General features: G+C 28.8%; 19 protein-coding genes. All 19 read right to left on the reverse strand.

The annotated features are described in order from the left end of the window. Nucleotides 1-330 (reverse strand): dTDP-4-dehydrorhamnose 3,5-epimerase family protein (locus B3J44_RS11965; protein ID WP_286968642.1); only part of this gene is annotated, 330 nt, incomplete at its 3' end. 21 nt (nucleotides 331-351) lie between these two features. After that, nucleotides 352-1476, reverse strand: coding sequence for a DegT/DnrJ/EryC1/StrS family aminotransferase (locus B3J44_RS11970; RefSeq protein WP_286968643.1), 1125 nt, complete (start codon nucleotides 1474-1476; stop codon nucleotides 352-354). Further along, nucleotides 1469-1894: a WxcM-like domain-containing protein gene (locus tag B3J44_RS11975; protein WP_286968644.1), complete on the reverse strand. Its 426-nt coding sequence runs from the start codon at nucleotides 1892-1894 to the stop codon at nucleotides 1469-1471. The genes B3J44_RS11970 and B3J44_RS11975 overlap by 8 nt, the downstream gene beginning before the upstream one ends. After that, nucleotides 1891-2856, reverse strand: a complete 966-nt coding sequence (locus B3J44_RS11980) for an MraY family glycosyltransferase (protein WP_286968645.1) — start codon at nucleotides 2854-2856, stop codon at nucleotides 1891-1893. Before B3J44_RS11980 ends, B3J44_RS11975 begins: the two co-directional genes overlap by 4 nt. Nucleotides 2857-2918: 62 nt before the next feature. Continuing rightward, nucleotides 2919-3809 carry an NAD-dependent epimerase/dehydratase family protein gene (locus B3J44_RS11985; protein ID WP_286968646.1) on the reverse strand — a complete coding sequence of 297 codons (891 nt, stop codon included), beginning with the start codon at nucleotides 3807-3809 and terminating at the stop codon, nucleotides 2919-2921. After that, on the reverse strand, nucleotides 3810-4910 hold the full coding sequence (locus B3J44_RS11990) for a glycosyltransferase (protein WP_286968647.1): 1101 nt from the start codon (nucleotides 4908-4910) through the stop codon (nucleotides 3810-3812). A 74-nt stretch (nucleotides 4911-4984) separates the two neighbouring features. After that, nucleotides 4985-5761, reverse strand: a complete 777-nt coding sequence (locus tag B3J44_RS11995; RefSeq protein WP_286968648.1) for a glycosyltransferase family 2 protein — start codon at nucleotides 5759-5761, stop codon at nucleotides 4985-4987. Beyond that, the gene (locus B3J44_RS12000) at nucleotides 5758-6879 is read right to left on the reverse strand and encodes a glycosyltransferase family 4 protein (RefSeq protein WP_286968649.1); all 1122 of its coding nucleotides are present in this window, start codon (nucleotides 6877-6879) and stop codon (nucleotides 5758-5760) included. The genes B3J44_RS11995 and B3J44_RS12000 overlap by 4 nt, the downstream gene beginning before the upstream one ends. Before the next feature lie 46 nt (nucleotides 6880-6925). Beyond that, nucleotides 6926-8032 carry an EpsG family protein gene (locus B3J44_RS12005; RefSeq protein ID WP_286968650.1) on the reverse strand — a complete coding sequence of 369 codons (1107 nt, stop codon included), beginning with the start codon at nucleotides 8030-8032 and terminating at the stop codon, nucleotides 6926-6928. Between the two features lie 25 nt (nucleotides 8033-8057). Continuing rightward, on the reverse strand, nucleotides 8058-9050 hold the full coding sequence (locus tag B3J44_RS12010) for a CgeB family protein (protein WP_286968651.1): 993 nt from the start codon (nucleotides 9048-9050) through the stop codon (nucleotides 8058-8060). Next, on the reverse strand, nucleotides 9050-10138 hold the full coding sequence (locus tag B3J44_RS12015; RefSeq protein ID WP_286968652.1) for a glycoside hydrolase family 99-like domain-containing protein: 1089 nt from the start codon (nucleotides 10136-10138) through the stop codon (nucleotides 9050-9052). The genes B3J44_RS12010 and B3J44_RS12015 overlap by 1 nt, the downstream gene beginning before the upstream one ends. A 6-nt stretch (nucleotides 10139-10144) precedes the next feature. Further along, nucleotides 10145-11569, reverse strand: coding sequence for a lipopolysaccharide biosynthesis protein (locus B3J44_RS12020; RefSeq protein ID WP_286968653.1), 1425 nt, complete (start codon nucleotides 11567-11569; stop codon nucleotides 10145-10147). Between the two features lie 4 nt (nucleotides 11570-11573). Beyond that, nucleotides 11574-12860 (reverse strand): hypothetical protein, encoded by a 1287-nt coding sequence (locus B3J44_RS12025; protein ID WP_286968654.1) that lies wholly within the window; start codon nucleotides 12858-12860, stop codon nucleotides 11574-11576. A 6-nt stretch (nucleotides 12861-12866) separates the two neighbouring features. Beyond that, nucleotides 12867-13886 (reverse strand): hypothetical protein, encoded by a 1020-nt coding sequence (locus B3J44_RS12030; RefSeq protein WP_286968655.1) that lies wholly within the window; start codon nucleotides 13884-13886, stop codon nucleotides 12867-12869. 240 nt (nucleotides 13887-14126) lie between these two features. After that, on the reverse strand, nucleotides 14127-14816 hold the full coding sequence (gene pseF / locus B3J44_RS12035) for a pseudaminic acid cytidylyltransferase (RefSeq protein WP_286968656.1): 690 nt from the start codon (nucleotides 14814-14816) through the stop codon (nucleotides 14127-14129). After that, nucleotides 14816-15340: a GNAT family N-acetyltransferase gene (locus B3J44_RS12040; protein ID WP_286968657.1), complete on the reverse strand. Its 525-nt coding sequence runs from the start codon at nucleotides 15338-15340 to the stop codon at nucleotides 14816-14818. The genes pseF and B3J44_RS12040 overlap by 1 nt, the downstream gene beginning before the upstream one ends. Before the next feature lie 3 nt (nucleotides 15341-15343). Then, nucleotides 15344-16414, reverse strand: a complete 1071-nt coding sequence (locus B3J44_RS12045) for an N-acetylneuraminate synthase family protein (protein ID WP_286968658.1) — start codon at nucleotides 16412-16414, stop codon at nucleotides 15344-15346. Then, nucleotides 16407-17297 (reverse strand): dTDP-4-dehydrorhamnose reductase family protein, encoded by an 891-nt coding sequence (locus B3J44_RS12050; RefSeq protein ID WP_286968659.1) that lies wholly within the window; start codon nucleotides 17295-17297, stop codon nucleotides 16407-16409. The genes B3J44_RS12045 and B3J44_RS12050 overlap by 8 nt, the downstream gene beginning before the upstream one ends. A 3-nt stretch (nucleotides 17298-17300) precedes the next feature. Next, on the reverse strand, nucleotides 17301-18311 hold the full coding sequence (pseB, locus tag B3J44_RS12055; protein ID WP_286968660.1) for a UDP-N-acetylglucosamine 4,6-dehydratase (inverting): 1011 nt from the start codon (nucleotides 18309-18311) through the stop codon (nucleotides 17301-17303). Nucleotides 18312-18335 lie beyond the last annotated feature (24 nt).

Below are 18335 nucleotides of genomic sequence, written 5' to 3' on the forward strand. Positions count from 1 at the left end.
CAATTGCTTTTTATTTTCAGATGAAAGTAAAATACTAAAAGATTTTCCGTAAGTAGGTGAATCTTTTCTTAAATCTACAGCAACATCAATAATTTCACCTTCTAAAACACGCACTAATTTCGTTTGTGCAAAAGGAGGATTTTGATAATGTAAGCCTCTTAATGTACCATATTTTGAAAATGACTGGTTATCTTGAACAAAATCAATATTAATTCCTAAATCTTCAAATTTCGTTTTACTGTAAGATTCAAAAAAACAACCTCTTTCGTCTCCGAAAACAGTTGGTTCAATAATAACTAAATCTTTAATATAGGTTTCTTCAACTTTCATATAAATTGGGTAAATATTTTTTTAATTATAAAAAAAAGCGTTGATTACTTCTTTTATTCTTTGTTTATTTTTAATCGTTAAATCTGCTCCGGATGGAAGACATAATCCATTTTCAAATAGCTTTTCTGACATTTTATTGCCGTAATAAGGATAGCTTTCAAAAATTGGTTGCAAATGCATTGGTTTCCAAATAGGACGTGTCTCAATGTTTGCTTCTTCAAAGGCTTGCAATAAATCATTCTTAACTTCGCTTGATTTTAGCAAAATCGTGTTCAGCCAATAATTTGAAAAATAATCTTCATTTTTTACCTCAAAAAGTTCTACGTCTTCAATAGTTGAAAAAATCTCTTGATAAAACATATGATTATTTCTTCTTGAATCTATTTTTTCCTGAAAAGTTTTCATTTGCCCTAAACCAATACCAGCGCAAATATTACTCATTCTGTAATTATATCCAATTTCACTATGCTGATAATGAATCGCATTATCTTTTGATTGAGTAGCATAAAAAATGGCTTTCTCCTTTAAAAGTTTTGAATTAGAGATTAAAGCACCTCCACTCGATGTCGTAATTATCTTATTTCCATTAAATGATAATATTCCAAATTCGCCAAAAGTACCACATTTTTTTCCCTTATAACAACTTCCTAATGCTTCGGCGCTATCTTCGATTATAGGAATTTCGTAACGATCAGCAATAGAATGAATTTCATCTATTTTATAAGGCATACCATATAAATGAACCGCTATTATTGCTTTGGGTTTTTGTCCTTTTTTAATTCTATCTTTTATTGCTTTTTCAAGAAAATCAGGAGACATATTCCATGTTTCCGATTCGCTATCAACAAAAACTGGAGTTGCACCTTGATACAAAATGGGATTTGCAGATGCTGAAAATGTTAAACTTTGACAAATAACCTCATCACCTTGCTTTACTCCCAATAAAATTAATGACAAATGAATAGCTGATGTTCCAGAATTTAACGCTGCAACAAATGAATCGTCTCCAAAATAATTCTCAAGCTCAGTTTCGAAGTCATTTACATTTGGTCCTCCCGATGTAATCCAATTAGATTGCAATGCTTTCTCAATGAATTCTATTTCAAAACCAGTTTGCTGCGATGAGGATAAATAAATTCTATTCATTTAAACTCCAATAATCAGAAGGATATCGTGCATCATCTTCTTTTACATTTGATAATGGCAAAGTTGAAAATGATATTAATTTTGAGTTCTTCTCTAATGATTCTACTGCATTTGCATAACCTGCAGGAATGTGAACAATCTTACTGTCAAACTCAGATACTTCAACTGTTTCGATCGTCAAATCTTTAGAAGGATTCTCCCAATTATCAATTTTTACAAAATGAATTTTAAAAGATCCACTTACGCAATAAAAATTTTTTGAATCTAATTTATGTCCCTGCCAAGCACGGATAGGGTTTTCTTCTGAATTAGTTATGATATAAAATCTTTCAATATCATTAAAACTAAAATCATTAACGTATGAAATAGTACCTCGATGATCTGAAAAATTTCCTCCCTGAATTACTTCTGGACTCATACTTGTAATTTTAAGTTACTTTTATTTATTAAATAAAATTTTAAAGAATATACTAAAAGCAATGGAACAATTATAATCGTAAATAATATATAATCGCTTATTTTTTGATAAAGCGATATTACCAAAATAGAAACTCCTATTTGTGCCAATGCATAATACAGCGAAACTAATCTATGCTGTATTTTGTATTCATTACTAAGAATTTGATACAAGTGTAAACGATGTGCTTCAAATATATTTTGTTTTAAATAAAGCCTATGTAAAATGGTACAAACTGCATCAACTCCATAAACAGCTAAAAACAAAAGCCAAATAACCGAGTTTGTACTTAAAATTAATTTTAAAACTAAATAAATGACCCAAAAAGCTATAGCAATACTACCAACATCACCCGCAAAGCATTTAGCCTTTTTTCTATAATTAAAAAACAAAAAGACCATACTTGCAATCATTCCATATTTTATGAAACTGCCATCTGTAAACAGTTGAATTTTGGTATTAACATATAATAAAGATCCAAGTACAGCCAAGGTATAAAGTCCTGTTATTCCATTAATACCATCCATGAAATTGTAAGCGTTTATTAATCCAATAGCAAGCACATAAGATATAACAACTCCCCAAATTGGTATAAGAGTAAACAAGTTGAGATCTAAGAAGATCAATGTTATAGCAAGAAAATGAATTGAAATTCTAATTTTATTGGAAAGACTTTGAATATCATCCCAAAAGCTTACTAAACTTACCAATGTAATTCCTGTAAAGAAAAAATAATTGCTTTCGATATGCTGAAAAAAATAAAGCAAAGCTGAAAACCAAAAAATTATACCACCTCCTCGAAGTGTTATTTCTGTGTGTGAACTTCTTTGATTTGGTTTGTCAATAATGTTAAAACGATCTGCAACTTTGAAATAAAGAAGCATTAATATCATTAAAATTAAACCTATTATTGTGTATTGCATTATTATGTAAAATTAATTATGGATTTATCAAACTAAACTTTAATCTTTATAAACTTTAATCTTTATAAACTTTCGGTCTTTAAATAATTTAAAACTGATTCTGGTTTCCAATTCAATAATTCTCTTGCTTTAGCATCATCAAATGTTAAATCTGAAGTTATTTTTTTAACTTTTAAAGAATTAATAGGCGCTTTATCCCCCAATAAATCGCCAATTTTTCCTACCATAATAGCAATCGACAAAGGTAAATTTACTTTTCCTTTTTTATTCTTAGAAATAGCAAGACTTAATTCTTTAAAATTAGGATGCACTCCATCAGTTAAATTGTAAATACCTCCAACTGATGCTACTGCCGAAATAAAAGGAGCTATATCTTTACCTAAAACCATGCTTTTCTTTGCAGTACCTCCTCCAATATTAAAATAATAACCTTTATTGATGGCTTTAACCATTGCGCCTAAGTTTCCAGGCGGATTTTTTCCAACCAATAAGGGCAACCTCAAAATAGTACAAACTACTTGGTTATCATTGCACCATTTTTGCACCAACTTTTCTGCCTCAATTTTACTTATCCCATAAGCATCTTTTGCCAAAAGAGGATAACTCTCATCAATATTTTTTCCTTCTTCTAAACCATAAACACTTACTGAACTTATGAATACGAATTGATTTGGCAAACCTGTTTTTTTTAGGGCCTCTAACAAATTTGCAGTACCTTTTACATTAATATCATAAAATGCTTGCTTCTCAATTTGTGTTTTAGGGACGCTATGAGCTTTTCCTGCAGAATGAATAATCAAATCAAAATGATGTTCGAATTGTGGAATCTCATTTTCTAATGAATAGTGATAATTTCCTGAATTACGATTTAATTCGAAAACCTCGTAATCAACAAAACTACTCTTAATAAAACCACCTAAAAAACCACTTGAACCTGTCAATAAAACTTTCATTTATGAATTATTTAATATATCATTGAAAATTTTTTTTGTTTTATCATACATAACTTGATCTGTAAATTGCGTTAAAAATATTTTTCTTGAACCTTGTCCATATCTTTTTAGTAATGCTTTATCATCTCTTAATTCAAGTATAGCATTTTTCAAATAATTCTTGTCTTCATTTTTTATCACATAACCATTTACCCCTTCCTCAACACATTCAGCAGCACCACCAACATCAGAAACAATAATTGGCATTCCTACACACATTGCTTCAATTGTTGAAATTGGGAATCCCTCCCAATTTGAGATTAAAGCAAAAACATCATACTTCCTTATAATTTTTTTAACATCCAGTCTTAATCCTAGAAAATTAATTTCACATAAAAGGTCAAGATCGTTAGAATACGCTTTAATTTCCTCTAAAAGAGGTCCATCTCCAATAAAACTTAACTCTATATCAGAAATATCTTTACAAACATCTATTAACATTTTCTGGTTTTTTTGATTATCAAATCTTGCAACCATTACAATCGAAAGTTTTGATGTTTCTTCTTTTTTCTCATCAGCATGAATTAAAAAGTCTTCAACACCATTGTGTATAACAAATAATTTAGATTTTTTAAATTTTAATTTTTTGGCAATAGTCGAATCATACCTAGAAACTAAAATATATTTATCGACCATAAACGCTAAGCTTCTTTCAATAAAGCCAGAAATTATTCTCTTATATAAAGGTATCCCATTAGAAAAAGACCAGCCATGAACCGTCAAGGCAACTGGCAAGCCAACCCTTTTTGCTATAATTCTTCCTAATATACCCGCTTTGGTAGAATGCAACGAGATTAATTCTGGTTGGAAATTTTTAATTATCTCTTTTACATCTTTATAAGCTTGAAAATCATTCTTAACTGAAAACTTATTTGTGAAAGATGTAATATTTGAATAAGGTATATTATTTACTTTTAATAATTCTGCAAAAGGACCAACTTCTCCTCCAAAAACTACTCTAACTTCATGACCATCTTCTATTAGCTTTTTACTTATTGATGCAACATGTGTTTGAGCACCACCAATTGTATCTCCTCTTGTAATAATGATTATTATCCTCATAAACTTTAATTAATTAATTTTCTTCAATTTATAATCGAAGAAAATCTAAAATACTATACTCTAAAAATGTGCTCTCACAGAATTTTAGATTTAATTAATCTAATGCAGAATTTTAAATTGGAAAAAAAAATGCATCCCAAAAATAACAATCCATTTATTTTAGATTGCTTATATAAAAAAACAAAATTTGATAGCTCCCCTTTTTGCATTTTCCAGAGGTTTGCCGATAATCCTGATTCTCCATAATCTTTTTTGTTTTCCTGATTACTCGCTAAAACTTCATTAATGTATAAGCACTTATACTCATATGCAATTTGCAACCACAACTTATAATCTTCTGAATTTCTCTGATTTACATCAAATTCAAACTGATTAAAGATCTTTTTTTTAACTAATACTGTCGGAGTGGAAAAATAATTTTTAAAAAGTAATTTTCGAAAAGAAATATATTTATAATCTGTTTTTTTTTTAATTCTTTTTCTTCCAAATGCGGTTGCACATAAATATAAAGAATCATCATTCTTCATATATTTCATCTGAATCTCTAACTTGTTCTTATCCCAACAATCATCGGAATCTAAAAAAGCAATGTATTCTCCTTTTGACAAAATAACTCCTAAATTTCTTGCTGCAGAAGGTCCCCGATTTTGCTGTTTCAACAATTTAATTTTTGCAGATAGATTTTCAGGCAACGTTTTTAAAAATTCATCTATTAAAACAAAAGTATTATCTTGAGATCCATCATCTATAATAATTATATTCCAATTCTCATAAGTTTGAAAAAGAACCGATTTTATAGCAGCTAATGCTGTTTTTTCAGAATTATAAGTTGGTATTACTACTGAAATCATATACTTAATAATTCTTTTAATTTCATACAATAGATTTCCCAAGTACAATACTTAACAACTCTTTCTCGTGCCTTTTCTCCCATTTTATTAATAATAGATTCATCTCTTAAAAAACTAAGCAATAAATTTTTTAATTGAAATTCATCATCCTGATTTATTAACCAGCCTCCATTATGATCATGAATTGCATCAGAAATTCCTCCTGTATTAGTTCCAATAACAGGTATTCCACAAGATTGTGCTTCTAAAAAAACTAAACCAAATCCTTCAACGCTAGTATTATTAGGGTTTTCTCTTGAACATAAAATAAATAAATTATTATTACTATAAAATGCAGGTAAATCTTCATCCTTAACGAATCCGTGAAATTTAACCTGATTTTTGAGCCCTAAAACATCTACAATTCCAACTAAATCTTTTAAATAATTACCTGTCCCTGCAATATTCCATTCAATTTTTTCTCTAAATTCTGTTGGCATATTTGCAATTACCTTTGCAATAAAATCATGCCCTTTAAAATGTTCAATTCTAGAGACAGTGCATATTTTTAATTTACTATACTGGCTAGAGTCTTTGCTTAAAGGTTTAAAAAAGTTATGATTAACTGCTAAAGGAAGAGTTGTTGCATTTGCTAGATAAGATATTTCACGAATTAATCCTTCAGTATAATTACTATTTGCAATAATTAACTTTATTCTGTTTAAAACAAATTTACTGTAATATGGTAACCATACTTGTTTTCGAAAATAAGAATCTCCGCTTAAAAATTCTGTACCATGCCCTAATACAAATACATTTTTAAATCCTGAAATTATACATAAGAAAGATTCTGGATGCCAATTACCACAAAGAATATCATAATTGTTTTTATCTTTTAACTTTCTTAAATAAGATAATGCCTTAAGTTCACAGGCAACTCTTTTATTTGGCAGTTCTATTATTTGAACTTCCTTTAGATTATAAGGAATATTTGGCCCATTCTTTTTTCTTGTAAGTACTGAAACAGAACTATAATGAGTTCTCATTCCAACAGCTATTTCTTGGCACAACCTTGCAATACCACCATTCGAAGGCGGAAAATCATATGAAAATATAATTAGTTTTTTATCTAAATGCATAAAAAAAACTTCTGTTTAATTGATTAAATTAAAAACATAAACATTTTTAAATTTCGCTACTAACAGGAAATCTACTATCAAGTACTCCATTATAAGGAATAAATAATTCTGGATATTCAGCAATAGACTGAAAAAATATAAAATATGAATAAATAAAAAATACTAACAATAGATAAGCCCTATCTTTTTTAGATTTAAAAAGAAGCAATTGACTTGACATTAAAAAACATTCCATTATATTAAAATAGAAACTTCCTCTTCCTGCCAAAACAATGAGCGATCCAGAAAATAAAAAATAAATAAGCAAGCCAACAAAAAAACCATTAAACAGTAATTTGTAAGTAGGAAACTTCGATGTTATTTTGTCGTAATTTATAAAAAATAAAGAAAAAAATAGTAGTCGCCTAATTAAACCTATCAAACTTAAACTAGTAGCTGATAAATTATTGTCTCCATATTTTTCTGCCTTATCGGCTAATGCTCCACCTAGAAAATTAGCAAAATTAGAAAACAATAAATTGGGCAAACTTGACTTTCCAATTACAATAGCTAAAACTAATAATGACAGAATATATTTTTTTTTAATATCTCTATTAAGAAAATAATAGATTAAAAATAAAAGAGCAGAAGTATGAAAAAGAAAGGCAATGAAAACCAGTAAAAAAAATTTAAAAGATTTTCCGTCCAATAAATATTTCAAAGAATAAAAACAAATAGCCAAAGCAATAAGTTGCTTGTTTGACCCTAAAATACCCATTGTTGAAGCGTAAAACACTAATAAAGAAAGAAATGGAAATGGACTTAAAATCTTATTAGCCTTAAATACTAAAAAATAATATAGTACTGCATGTAAAACTAGGAAAACAGTATAGTTGTCTGTAAAAGATCTTACCAAAAAAACAAAAGAACCATATCCTATTTCGTATCCTAACAAAACATTAATCAATACCGCTTCATATGATGTTGATTGCGCGAAATGTCGTAGGTAATCAAACCAGTCAGTTCCTGTTTGCCATCTGAATCCAACTTGAAAAACTAAGAAAAAAAATAAGAAAGTATATAAATATTTTTTTGTTCTTTCACTTATGTCAGTACGAACCTCTAGAAATGAAAAGCAGATAAATAAAAGAAAAGTTATTAAATATATAAACACCGACGATAAATTTATTTATAACGAACTATAAACATTTTAATATTTCATTTATACGATGCTCATATGTATGATTTTGAAGAAAATGTATATGTTGCTCTAAGGCTAATTGATGTCTTTCCTCTCTATTTGCTAAATAGTAATTAATTAAATCTATAGCTTCGTTTATATTTTTATATGTAAATTTTTCTACAGGAATAGCAGTATAGTCTTTTATTGAAGGCTTAAAATCACAGATTTGAAATCCTCCAATACCAGCAATTTCGAAAAACTTAACATTTACAGAATTAATTTCCGCATAATGGAAATTATTGAAAACTACTTTCGACCCATAAAGGATTTCTGCTTTTCTACTTCCTGTTATATATTCGTTTCTAAAATTATTTGTTATTTCTTTCTTTGGGAATTTTTTATCAGCAGTACCAAAAAGAGTCATTTTAACACCACTTTCTACCAATTTACTTACCATCTGAGCCCTGTATGGATACATTGTTCCAAAAGTAACAACATCAATATTTGTTTCATTCTCTACCTCAACTCTATTTTGTGAAGGCATTTTATGAACGCGAGGATTAAACGCTTCAGGCATATAAAATGTGTTTAGCCCCATTTTATTCTTCATAAAGTCTACAATAAAAACGTCTTTGGTAAAATAGGCATCATATTTTGATGCAAAAATTTGTTGTTGTTCAAAAGTTGTTACAGCATCAGGATTTATATGTATTACAGGTACATTTGGCAAACATTTTTTTATTATTTCAATACAAATGGGATGAATTATTCTGTAAGTACAAATTACCAATTCAGGATTCTGTTCTACAATTTTATAAGCAATTTTCTTAAACACAATTTCATCATAGGCTTTAATAAGTTTCGATCCCCAATAATTTAACCTATAAGAAACCTTTGTAACATCCTTAATATCTATATAAAAAACATCATGTTTTAAAAAAGTTAGAGAATCATTCAAATGAAACTCTAAACTATCAAAATTTTTACTGCCCAGTAATGCAATTTTCATTATTCTCTTTCTAATTCTTGTTTTAAAACTTCTAAATACTGTTTCCCAAATTTTAAATCTGGTTCCATATAATTTCCTTCAGCCCATTCATTCCATGATTTGATGAAAATAATTTTATGCTCATTGCTTTTATTTTCAACCGTTTTTAATGCATCCTTCAAATGAGTTTTAAAGTATTCAGGGGTAGAATCAGTGATAACTAAACCTTCTTTTCCACTTCGTGGAGTATGATCCCAACCTGGAATAATACTTGGGTATACAAGTTCAAGAGAGTCTATTTCTGATTCGATAAAATATTTACTCATTGTTTTATAAGAAAAAGCATTAGGAACCCCTCTAAAAACTTTATTAATTCTTTTAAGCACTTTCTGAAAAAAAGTACGATGATTAATTAAGTAATTATTAATTCTTACTGTATTTACGGCATCTACACCAACATTCATAACAGAATTGACATCTCCATTTGAATTATTGATATGTCCTACAAAGTAAATCCCCTTTAATCCGTTTTCGATTGCAAGACGTCTCCAAGTTTTTATGAATACTTTTATTTCTTCACTATCTAATGGCTTATAAATCATAAAAAGGGGTTTGTCTTCGACAGTAATATACCTCTCGTCTTTTAAAGCATCCAATACTTCGTAAAAATGTGCTGTATAGTCTTCTACGCCTGGATACAATTGCTCGATTAAAACGTTTCTATTATTAAGACCATGAGCAAAACCTTTCCATGTATCATTTGCCCAAGCTAAACAAAATGGGAAATCAGGTTCTCCTGATTTTACAACTTCATTAAAGGGTCTTTCAATTAATCGTTTACCATTTCCAAACCAATAGTGCCAATAACAAAAACCTTCTATACCATATTCTCTCGCCATATCCGCTTGAGCTTTTCTTGTTTCTGCTACTCTTAAATCATAATATCCTAAATCTGCAGGTACTCGTGGCTGATAATGTCCTTTGAATAAGGTTTTAGCCTTTCCAACATTTGTCCATTCTGTAAATCCTTTTCCCCACCATTGATCATTTTCTGGAATTGGGTGATATTGCGGCAAGTACAATGCAATAACACGTGCATTTTTCTTCATAAATAATTATTTTTTTATAAATCCTTTGACAATTTCAAACGGATTTACAGACAAGATTTTAGATAAAATTGAAATCGTTACAGTTAATACAGTTATTTTTAATGCTATAGATAAAAATATGTTTTCCAAATTTATCATATAAACAAACAAAAAGGTAACTAGACAAACTACCAAAAAACTTAAAATTGGAGTATTTCTATGGATATCCAATTTAGCATACCAAATTAGAATCAAACATTCAATTGCTAACACAAGACTTGATACCAATGCCGCAGCTACTAAACCAAAAGAAGGCAATAAGGTAATATTTAAAACAACACTTATTATTGCTCCAAAAATACTAATTCCTGAATTAACCTTTGTTTTTCCCTTTGCAGTTACAACCGTTCCATATAACATTTTAACAGACGAACAGTAAACTCCTATTATAATCATTGGAACATAAAAATAAGCTCCATGAAATTTGACCCCAGAAAAAATTTGAAAAAACTCTTTTGAAAAAAGTGACAAACCTAAACTTCCAAATAATAGTACATAAACAAAATTATTTCTTATCTTTTCAAAAATGTATGAGAAATTCTCTTCTCCCCAACTCTTAAAAATAAAAGGCTCAAAGGCTTTGTAAGCACCGTATGAAAATATATTAAGAATTAAAGCTAATGTCGATGCGGTACCGTAAATACCTAAATCGTTTAGATTTAAATATTTATCGATTAAAATCCTATCTGAAATTGTTGTTATATAATAGGCCAACGATCCTGGCACTAAGGGTAATGAGAAAATTAATACCTCTTTGATTTGCTTCCAATTAAAATTCCAAATAATAAACTTCTGGGTAATAAATAAAAAAATTATTGCATAAACAATACTCAGAATTAATAGTGAATATAAAACTCCTAATGCTGAGTAATTGAAGAAAACTACCAATATTAACGTTAAGACTAATGTAATTACACCTCTGGAAATATTTATCATTGTTAAAAAAAGTGGTTTTTCTAACAATCTATATAAAGCTGAAGGAAGAATTGAAAAAATATTAAAAAAATTAGTCAAAATTCCAATTATGATATATGGATAGAATGAAATTTTACTATCTAATAATTTAAAAAAGTAATTTCCGCACAATAATAGCAACAGCACTATTATTAAATTATAAGCAATAATAAATGTAGAAAGATTTCCTAATAATTTTTTTTGTGCAATTTCATCTTCACATCTATAAAAATATACTAAATAATAAGTATTTGTACATAGAAATGATACAACCATCAAAAAAGTAGAAAGGGCATTTACATAATTTAAAATTCCATAATCTGTTGGTGTCAGATAATGTGTTAAAACAGGAAAAGCTACAAAACTTAAGAGTCTTGGTATAATGTCTCCAAGAGCATAAATAGTTGTATTTTTAATTAATTTCTTACTTTCGGCCATGGCACTATTTTATCAACTCTTTCATGACAGAAATATCAAAATCTTGAATATAGTCCTTAAGTAAACTGTAATCTGTTTTATTATTATTTCTTAACATATTTTCTAATTCATTTTCATCTTTTGCAGTTATAACTTTCTCGTCTGATCCATCAAATGGTGGAACAAGCTTAAATCCTGCCATATTTACGTTCTCGCTATCTTTTGGTTCAAAAACAATATAATTAACGCCATAAATTAAAGACTCTAATAGCACAGTAGAAGTTGCACCAATAACTAAGGATGAACGATTTATAGATTTTGCGAGTTCTTGATTATCCATAATATAGAAATTTTGATCTAAAAATGCATGAACCCACTCTTTATTAATTGAAGGATGTGTTCTATATCTTGCTTGTTTTACTCCTAATTTCTCCAAAACTTTTTGCACTTTATACAGATACAATACTACCATACTTTTATCTACGAGGACTGTAGAATCATATTCATGTTGATGCCAAAGTATTGAAGATACAGGTACAACTAATATATCGCTTAAATCAGATCTTAATTCTTTATTTTTTTGATTTTTTTTATAATGAGGGTTTCCAACAACTTTAATCTTTTCAGAATCAAAACCTGCTTTTAAGTAATTCTCTTTAATTTTATCGCTCCAGACCATTAAAAAATCTGATCTATTATCAATATCTTTTGAATATATTGCAGGCAAACCATGACTAAAGACTATTGATGGCTTTTCTAATTTTTTGAATATATCTATGAAATACTTACTGTAAAAATTTTGATCGGTGTGGAGCAATAATGCTCTAAAATCTTTTTCCTTATATTGTTTAAAAAAATGATTTTGAAATTCTTCTAACTCAAAATGCAAATTTTTATTTAAAAATGAGTAGAAGTCCTCTTTTTGAATAATTTTTTGAATCTTTTTATGCCATTTAATTGATTGCAAATCTCCAAAAATATTCTTTTTGCCTATTGGATGCCAAACAGGAGAATATGAGATAAGATTAAGATCCTGTAAAGTCAATTGATCCAAGAATGGTAATGTTGACAAAACATTCGACTTATCCGATTTTATTTTATCTGAGAATCCAGCAATTGCATAACAATATTGAAGCGTTTTTATAACCTCCTCTTTAAAACTGCTTTTTTTTTCTCTATGATATCTTTCTGCAATATGTCTCTCGTTATTATATATATGCCAATCTAATTCAATTTTAAAAAAATCAATATATTTAGACGACAATTCATCTTCTGAATTATCTCTTAGGTATTTAATTAAATATTTATCCATTTGATTTTATTCCGCCAAAATATCTTCAAGATTAATCTTAGCAATATAAATAGATGAGCCCCCTTTTGTCTCATAAGATGCATAATAACTTAACCAAAGAAAATTATCTTTTATAACGATACCTGGATATCCACAATCACCACCTCCAAAGCTACTAATGATTTTATATTGTTTTGTTTCTAAATCATATATACCAACTAACACATATCCGAAAGATCCAGAAAAAAGTACTTTTTTATCGTTTAAAAAAACAAAATTTGGCCCTCCAAAGTTAGTAAATGGAAGCTCACTAAATGTTACAAATTCATTTTTCTCTTTATCATATTTTTGAAACAAAGCAGATGCATAGTTTCGTCGTATTAAAGCATAAAAATCACCAGTTGGACTAACTTTAATTGTAGCTTCTGTTGGAAGCGCGACATTACTATAAACCTTGGAATCACTTTTAAAAAAAAGACCATCTTCACTATTATAAAGTCTAAAAATATCCAACCCATTATATCCTAAAGTATATGCTTTTCCATTTTGCCATGTTACTCTCCAAGGCCATGCTTCATTTCCTGCAAATTTTGCGGTCGTTTTTATTTTATTATCGAGTGTTACATTTTCAAGTTTACTCCAATTATCAGAAAAGTTTGCTCTAAAATCTGAAAATTTCACAAGAGTTTTATCCTCGTAGGTTGATCCATGTATGTAAAGCATTAATTTATCATTATTTACTGCAAACTTAGGGTCACGCAAATCGACACCACTAACAGCAAAATCTTTGATTAATTTCCAATTTTTCCCATCAACACTATTCAATAGTTTAATAACACCGTCGCGTCCAAACACATGTTTATCTGACTCTCTATACACTAAAAAAAACTGATCCTTAAAGTAAACCAAATCTGTAAAAGCGTTATGTAAACCAGTACTGTAAGTTATTCTCTGCACAATTTTGTTACTATTATCATTTTCATCCTGCGCTGTACAAGAAAAACAAAAAATTAAGATTAATAATAAGTTAAGTATTTTTGTTCTCATATAATAAATTATTTAATAATATAATTTCATTTTAAGCAGTGGAGTTTTTCTAAAACCAACAGATAATTTTGCTTAGTAAGTTTTGGAAATAATGATCTTGCCTTTCTTCTGATAAAGATTTGTTTTGTCTAAAATAATAAATCTGCTCCTTACGCTAAATAATAAATATTTAAACGATCTTCATAACGAATCTTCACAATTTAAAAATCCTCTTGAATATATACTTGTTTATTTAATGCTTTATAACAATCCAAATTTTAATTCCGCTAATTTCCAATCTGTTTCATTATCAATATCCTGAACATCAGTATCTTTCAAAATAAAACCATAGCTTTTATCCATATAAAGCTTTTTATTTTTCTGCAAAGAGTCTGTTTTAAACCAATACCACTGCCCTGCATCATGATACAATATTTTCAAATCTTGAGATCGAGAATTATAGAATTCAGGCCATTGCATAGACACTAAACTTTGATTATTTAGAGAAATACCCCGCCAAACCGGATAACTAAATGCCACTACTGGAAATACTGAATCAAAATCATTCTCTCTAATTAATTGTTCTGCTTCCTGTAAGTGCACAGTCTTAATCAAAGGTGACGTAGGATAAATACAGCATGCTATTTCTATATCAACATCAAACTTTTCTTTGTATTTATCTACAACTTCCAATAAAACATCAGCTGTAGTTGCAAAATCATTAGAGTTTTTTAAAGAGCGTAAAAAAGGTACTTTTGCACCGTAACTACGTGCTATTTCTGCTATCTCCTCATCATCTGTAGAAACCATTACTTCATCAAATAAATTACTTTGTAAAGCTGCTTCAATTGAATAAGCTATTATTGGTTTACCCAGAAAATCTTTAATATTTTTTCTTGGTATTCTTTTACTTCCTCCTCGTGCGGGTATTATAGCAATTTTCATATTCATCAAAACTCTGATTTTAAAAGCGAAATAATAAATGAATCCCAGTATTTACCTTCTGCAAATGCATTATCTCTTAATTTACCATCAACTTTAAAATTAAAGCATTCTTTAAAGAAATTGATCTTTTTTAAATCGTATTCATACAATTCCATCCAAATCTTATTTAGATTTAAATCTTCAAAACCATACTTTATCAATGTATGAGCCGCATCAAATGCATAAACATCATCGATATAAAGATCGTTGTAACCAATATAAAAAGAAAAATCGCTTGATCTATTAATCCAATTCGTATATAAAAGACCGCATGCACCAATAGGCTCGTTTGTCTTTAAATCTACAATGACAAACATAAAATCATTTGGATTACTATACGTCCTATTAAACCAATTTTCTTGATTTTGTAAATTTAATTCTTTATGTTCTCTAAAATTCTTTCTAAAATCAGGATTATTCCTCCAATCTCGCAGAAAAATTAAATCCTCTTTTTCTAAGGCACGTAAACCTGTTATCTTACCTCTTAACATATTTTATTCAAAATGATTTTTAGTTATGTGTTCACCTCTTTTAATTGAGCTAGTCAGTTTTTTTCCTAGAATATCTTTTAGCTGATAGGGAGCAAGACCGTCTTCTGGTATAGGGCGAAGGGGTTCTAAATCGTGTTCTGTTATTATATGATCTGCATCAAAATTTGCCGTAGCCCTTAAACATCTTCTTTGGACAACAAATGATTTTTTTTCATTTTCCTCAATTTTTTTGATACCATCTCCTAATGCATAATAAACTTCATTTGCATTATCAACCATTTCTCTCCATGTCTGTGGATTCATCGCAAATTTATGATCAGGCCCCTCATTTTCATTACTATCTGTAAAATGTTTTTCTATAACCGTAGCTCCTAATGCCACAGCACCTAAAACAGTTGCATGACCAAAAGTATGATCTGATAATCCTAGAATTGCATTTGGAAAACGTTGTGCAAATTTTTTTAAAACATTTAAATTAACATATTTGAATTTATCTTTATCAACAGTATAATTTGTATTACACTGCATCAAAACTACATCGTCGGTAATTGCTTCTATTGCATTCATAGCCCTAACAACATCAGTCATTTCTGAAGCACCAGTTGCTATTAAAATTGGTTTTCCTTTTTTTGCAGTATATTCTAAAATTTCAATCCATGTAATATCTCCTGATCCAATTTTGTATAAATCGACATATGGATCAACTTCTTCAATTGATTCAAAATCATAAGCACTGGTAAAAAAATCAATTCCAACTTCCTTACACTTAGCTTTTAATAAAGGAGTCCAATCCCAAGATAAACTTGCATCTTCATATACTTCATAAACACTTTTTTTCCAAGAAGCTTGATGTGACAATTGAGATCCTAAATTTTCAAAACCAACCTTACTAACTATTTTTGAAGCTTGAAAATTCTGAAATTTTGCTGCGTCTGCACCAGCTTCTTTTGCTAGCTCAATTAATTGATATGCTTTTTCAAGACTTCCATCATGATTAGCACCAATATCAGCGATAAAATAAAGAGGTTCACCTTTACCTATGACTCTATTACCAAATTTAATTTTTTTACTCATTTTTAAAATCTTTTTTTAACATCGAAAAACCTTTACTTAATGAAAAATCGAAATCTTTAAATATTTTTTGAATTTTTGAATTATCTAATGTTGTATTTAATGCCCTTTTTGCAGTTAAATTATTCTTTTCAAAAAGAATTGGTTCAATCAAACTTGATGAAAAATTAAATTCATTTGCAACTTTTACAAGAAAATCATATTTAGATATTTTGTCATTACTTGAAATATTATACACTCCAAACTCTAAATCACTAGCGACTATAGCAAAAATCAGCTTAGCTAACTGTCCAACATACAAAGGGTTAAAAAGCATATTTTTAAAACCTTGTATTTCGCTTTTTTTATCAAGTTCAGTATAGCACCATTCAAAAAGCGAATTCTTCATTGGTTTGTTAAAACCATAAATATTGGTACGTAAAATATAGTGGTTTGAAGTAAACTCTTTAACATTATTTTCTCCTAGTAATTTTGTCTGTGCATAGTAATTTAAAGGATTTACTATTGACGCTTCAATATAATTTCCATTATCTCCATCAAATACAGAATCTGTTGAAATATAAATATACTTTTCAGCTTTTAGCAAAGAAAACACATTTTTGACTGCTGTAACATTCGATTTATATGCTAAATCATTATCTTGTTCGCATAAATTCACATTAACTTCTGCAGAGCAATGAATAATAGCATCATAAGAGATATGCGACATTGATTTTACAAAATCTTCGGAAGACAAGTCTCCGTAAAACATTTTTACCTCTGAAAATGAGTTACTAGATTGCCTTGAAACACCATATATTTGATATTTTCCAGATTCTACAAAATATCTATATACAGATTTACCAAGCATACCACTTATACCTGTAATTAGAATGTTCTCTTTCATTTTTTAAACTTCAAAATTACAATCTACGTGTTCTTTAATGAGAGATCTTAACGTTTCAACTGTTTCCCAATTCTCATTTGAACCCGAATTATAATTAAATCCTTGTTTCACTTTCTTTGCTTTAAAATGATTTAAAAAATCATTAATTTTAAAATTTGGGACTGAAGGCAAAATAGTATAGTATTTTCCTAGATCATAAGTATAAAAGGAATCAGAAGCTGTAATCATTTCTTCATGTATTTTTTCTCCAGGTCTAATTCCTACAATTTCAATCGGACAATCAGGCGCTATTGCTTTTGCCACATCTGTAATTTTATATGAAGGAATTTTAGGTATAAAAATTTCACCACCCCATGCATACTCCATAGCATGCATAACCATATCAACACCTCCCTGAAGAGAAATGTTAAAACGTGTCATTGAGATATCTGTAATAGGCAATTTTCCTTCTTTCTTTCTGCTTATGAAAAATGGTATGACGGATCCATTAGATCCCATTACATTTCCGTAACGAACTACCGAAAATTTGATAGGGTTGAATCCTTTTATATTATTGGCAGCTACAAATAGTTTATCTGATGTTAGTTTTGTAGCACCATAAAGATTGATAGGAGCACAAGCTTTATCTGTTGACAAAGCTACAACATTCTGTACGTTTGTCTGCATTGCTGCATTTATAACATTTTGTGCGCCACCAATATTTGTTTTAATACATTCGTCTGGATTATACTCTGCTAAATGTACGTGTTTCATGGCCGCTGCATGAATTACATAATCTACATTTTGGAAAGCTCTAATCAATCTTTGCTCATCGCGTACGTCTCCAAGGAAAAATCTAATTTGTGGATAATCGTTTAATGGATATTCCTGAGCCATCTGAAACTGTTTTTGTTCATCTCTTGAAAAAATAATTAGTTTCTTTACAGATGGATAAGTTTTAAAAATATGCTTCGTTAGCGCTTTACCCAGAGAACCTGTTCCTCCAGTAATTAATACCGTTTTGTTATTTAACATAATTTAATTGTAAAATATTGATGA

The sequence above is a fragment of the Flavobacterium sp. UBA4854 genome (assembly GCF_002399805.1).
Lineage (GTDB): Bacteria > Bacteroidota > Bacteroidia > Flavobacteriales > Flavobacteriaceae > Flavobacterium > Flavobacterium ginsengisoli.

What these genes read in the sequence shown, in the direction of transcription:
- B3J44_RS11970 (WP_286968643.1), bottom strand. Translation starts at nt 1,476, where the DNA reads ATGAATAGAATTTATTTATCCTCATCGCAGCAAACTGGTTTTGAAATA.
- B3J44_RS11975 (WP_286968644.1), bottom strand. Translation starts at nt 1,894, where the DNA reads ATGAGTCCAGAAGTAATTCAGGGAGGAAATTTTTCAGATCATCGAGGT.
- B3J44_RS11980 (WP_286968645.1), bottom strand. Translation starts at nt 2,856, where the DNA reads ATGCAATACACAATAATAGGTTTAATTTTAATGATATTAATGCTTCTT.
- B3J44_RS11985 (WP_286968646.1), bottom strand. Translation starts at nt 3,809, where the DNA reads ATGAAAGTTTTATTGACAGGTTCAAGTGGTTTTTTAGGTGGTTTTATT.
- B3J44_RS11990 (WP_286968647.1), bottom strand. Translation starts at nt 4,910, where the DNA reads ATGAGGATAATAATCATTATTACAAGAGGAGATACAATTGGTGGTGCT.
- B3J44_RS11995 (WP_286968648.1), bottom strand. Translation starts at nt 5,761, where the DNA reads ATGATTTCAGTAGTAATACCAACTTATAATTCTGAAAAAACAGCATTA.
- B3J44_RS12000 (WP_286968649.1), bottom strand. Translation starts at nt 6,879, where the DNA reads ATGCATTTAGATAAAAAACTAATTATATTTTCATATGATTTTCCGCCT.
- B3J44_RS12010 (WP_286968651.1), bottom strand. Translation starts at nt 9,050, where the DNA reads ATGAAAATTGCATTACTGGGCAGTAAAAATTTTGATAGTTTAGAGTTT.
- B3J44_RS12015 (WP_286968652.1), bottom strand. Translation starts at nt 10,138, where the DNA reads ATGAAGAAAAATGCACGTGTTATTGCATTGTACTTGCCGCAATATCAC.
- B3J44_RS12020 (WP_286968653.1), bottom strand. Translation starts at nt 11,569, where the DNA reads ATGGCCGAAAGTAAGAAATTAATTAAAAATACAACTATTTATGCTCTT.
- B3J44_RS12025 (WP_286968654.1), bottom strand. Translation starts at nt 12,860, where the DNA reads ATGGATAAATATTTAATTAAATACCTAAGAGATAATTCAGAAGATGAA.
- B3J44_RS12030 (WP_286968655.1), bottom strand. Translation starts at nt 13,886, where the DNA reads ATGAGAACAAAAATACTTAACTTATTATTAATCTTAATTTTTTGTTTT.
- pseF (WP_286968656.1), bottom strand. Translation starts at nt 14,816, where the DNA reads ATGAATATGAAAATTGCTATAATACCCGCACGAGGAGGAAGTAAAAGA.
- B3J44_RS12040 (WP_286968657.1), bottom strand. Translation starts at nt 15,340, where the DNA reads ATGTTAAGAGGTAAGATAACAGGTTTACGTGCCTTAGAAAAAGAGGAT.
- B3J44_RS12045 (WP_286968658.1), bottom strand. Translation starts at nt 16,414, where the DNA reads ATGAGTAAAAAAATTAAATTTGGTAATAGAGTCATAGGTAAAGGTGAA.
- B3J44_RS12050 (WP_286968659.1), bottom strand. Translation starts at nt 17,297, where the DNA reads ATGAAAGAGAACATTCTAATTACAGGTATAAGTGGTATGCTTGGTAAA.
- pseB (WP_286968660.1), bottom strand. Translation starts at nt 18,311, where the DNA reads ATGTTAAATAACAAAACGGTATTAATTACTGGAGGAACAGGTTCTCTG.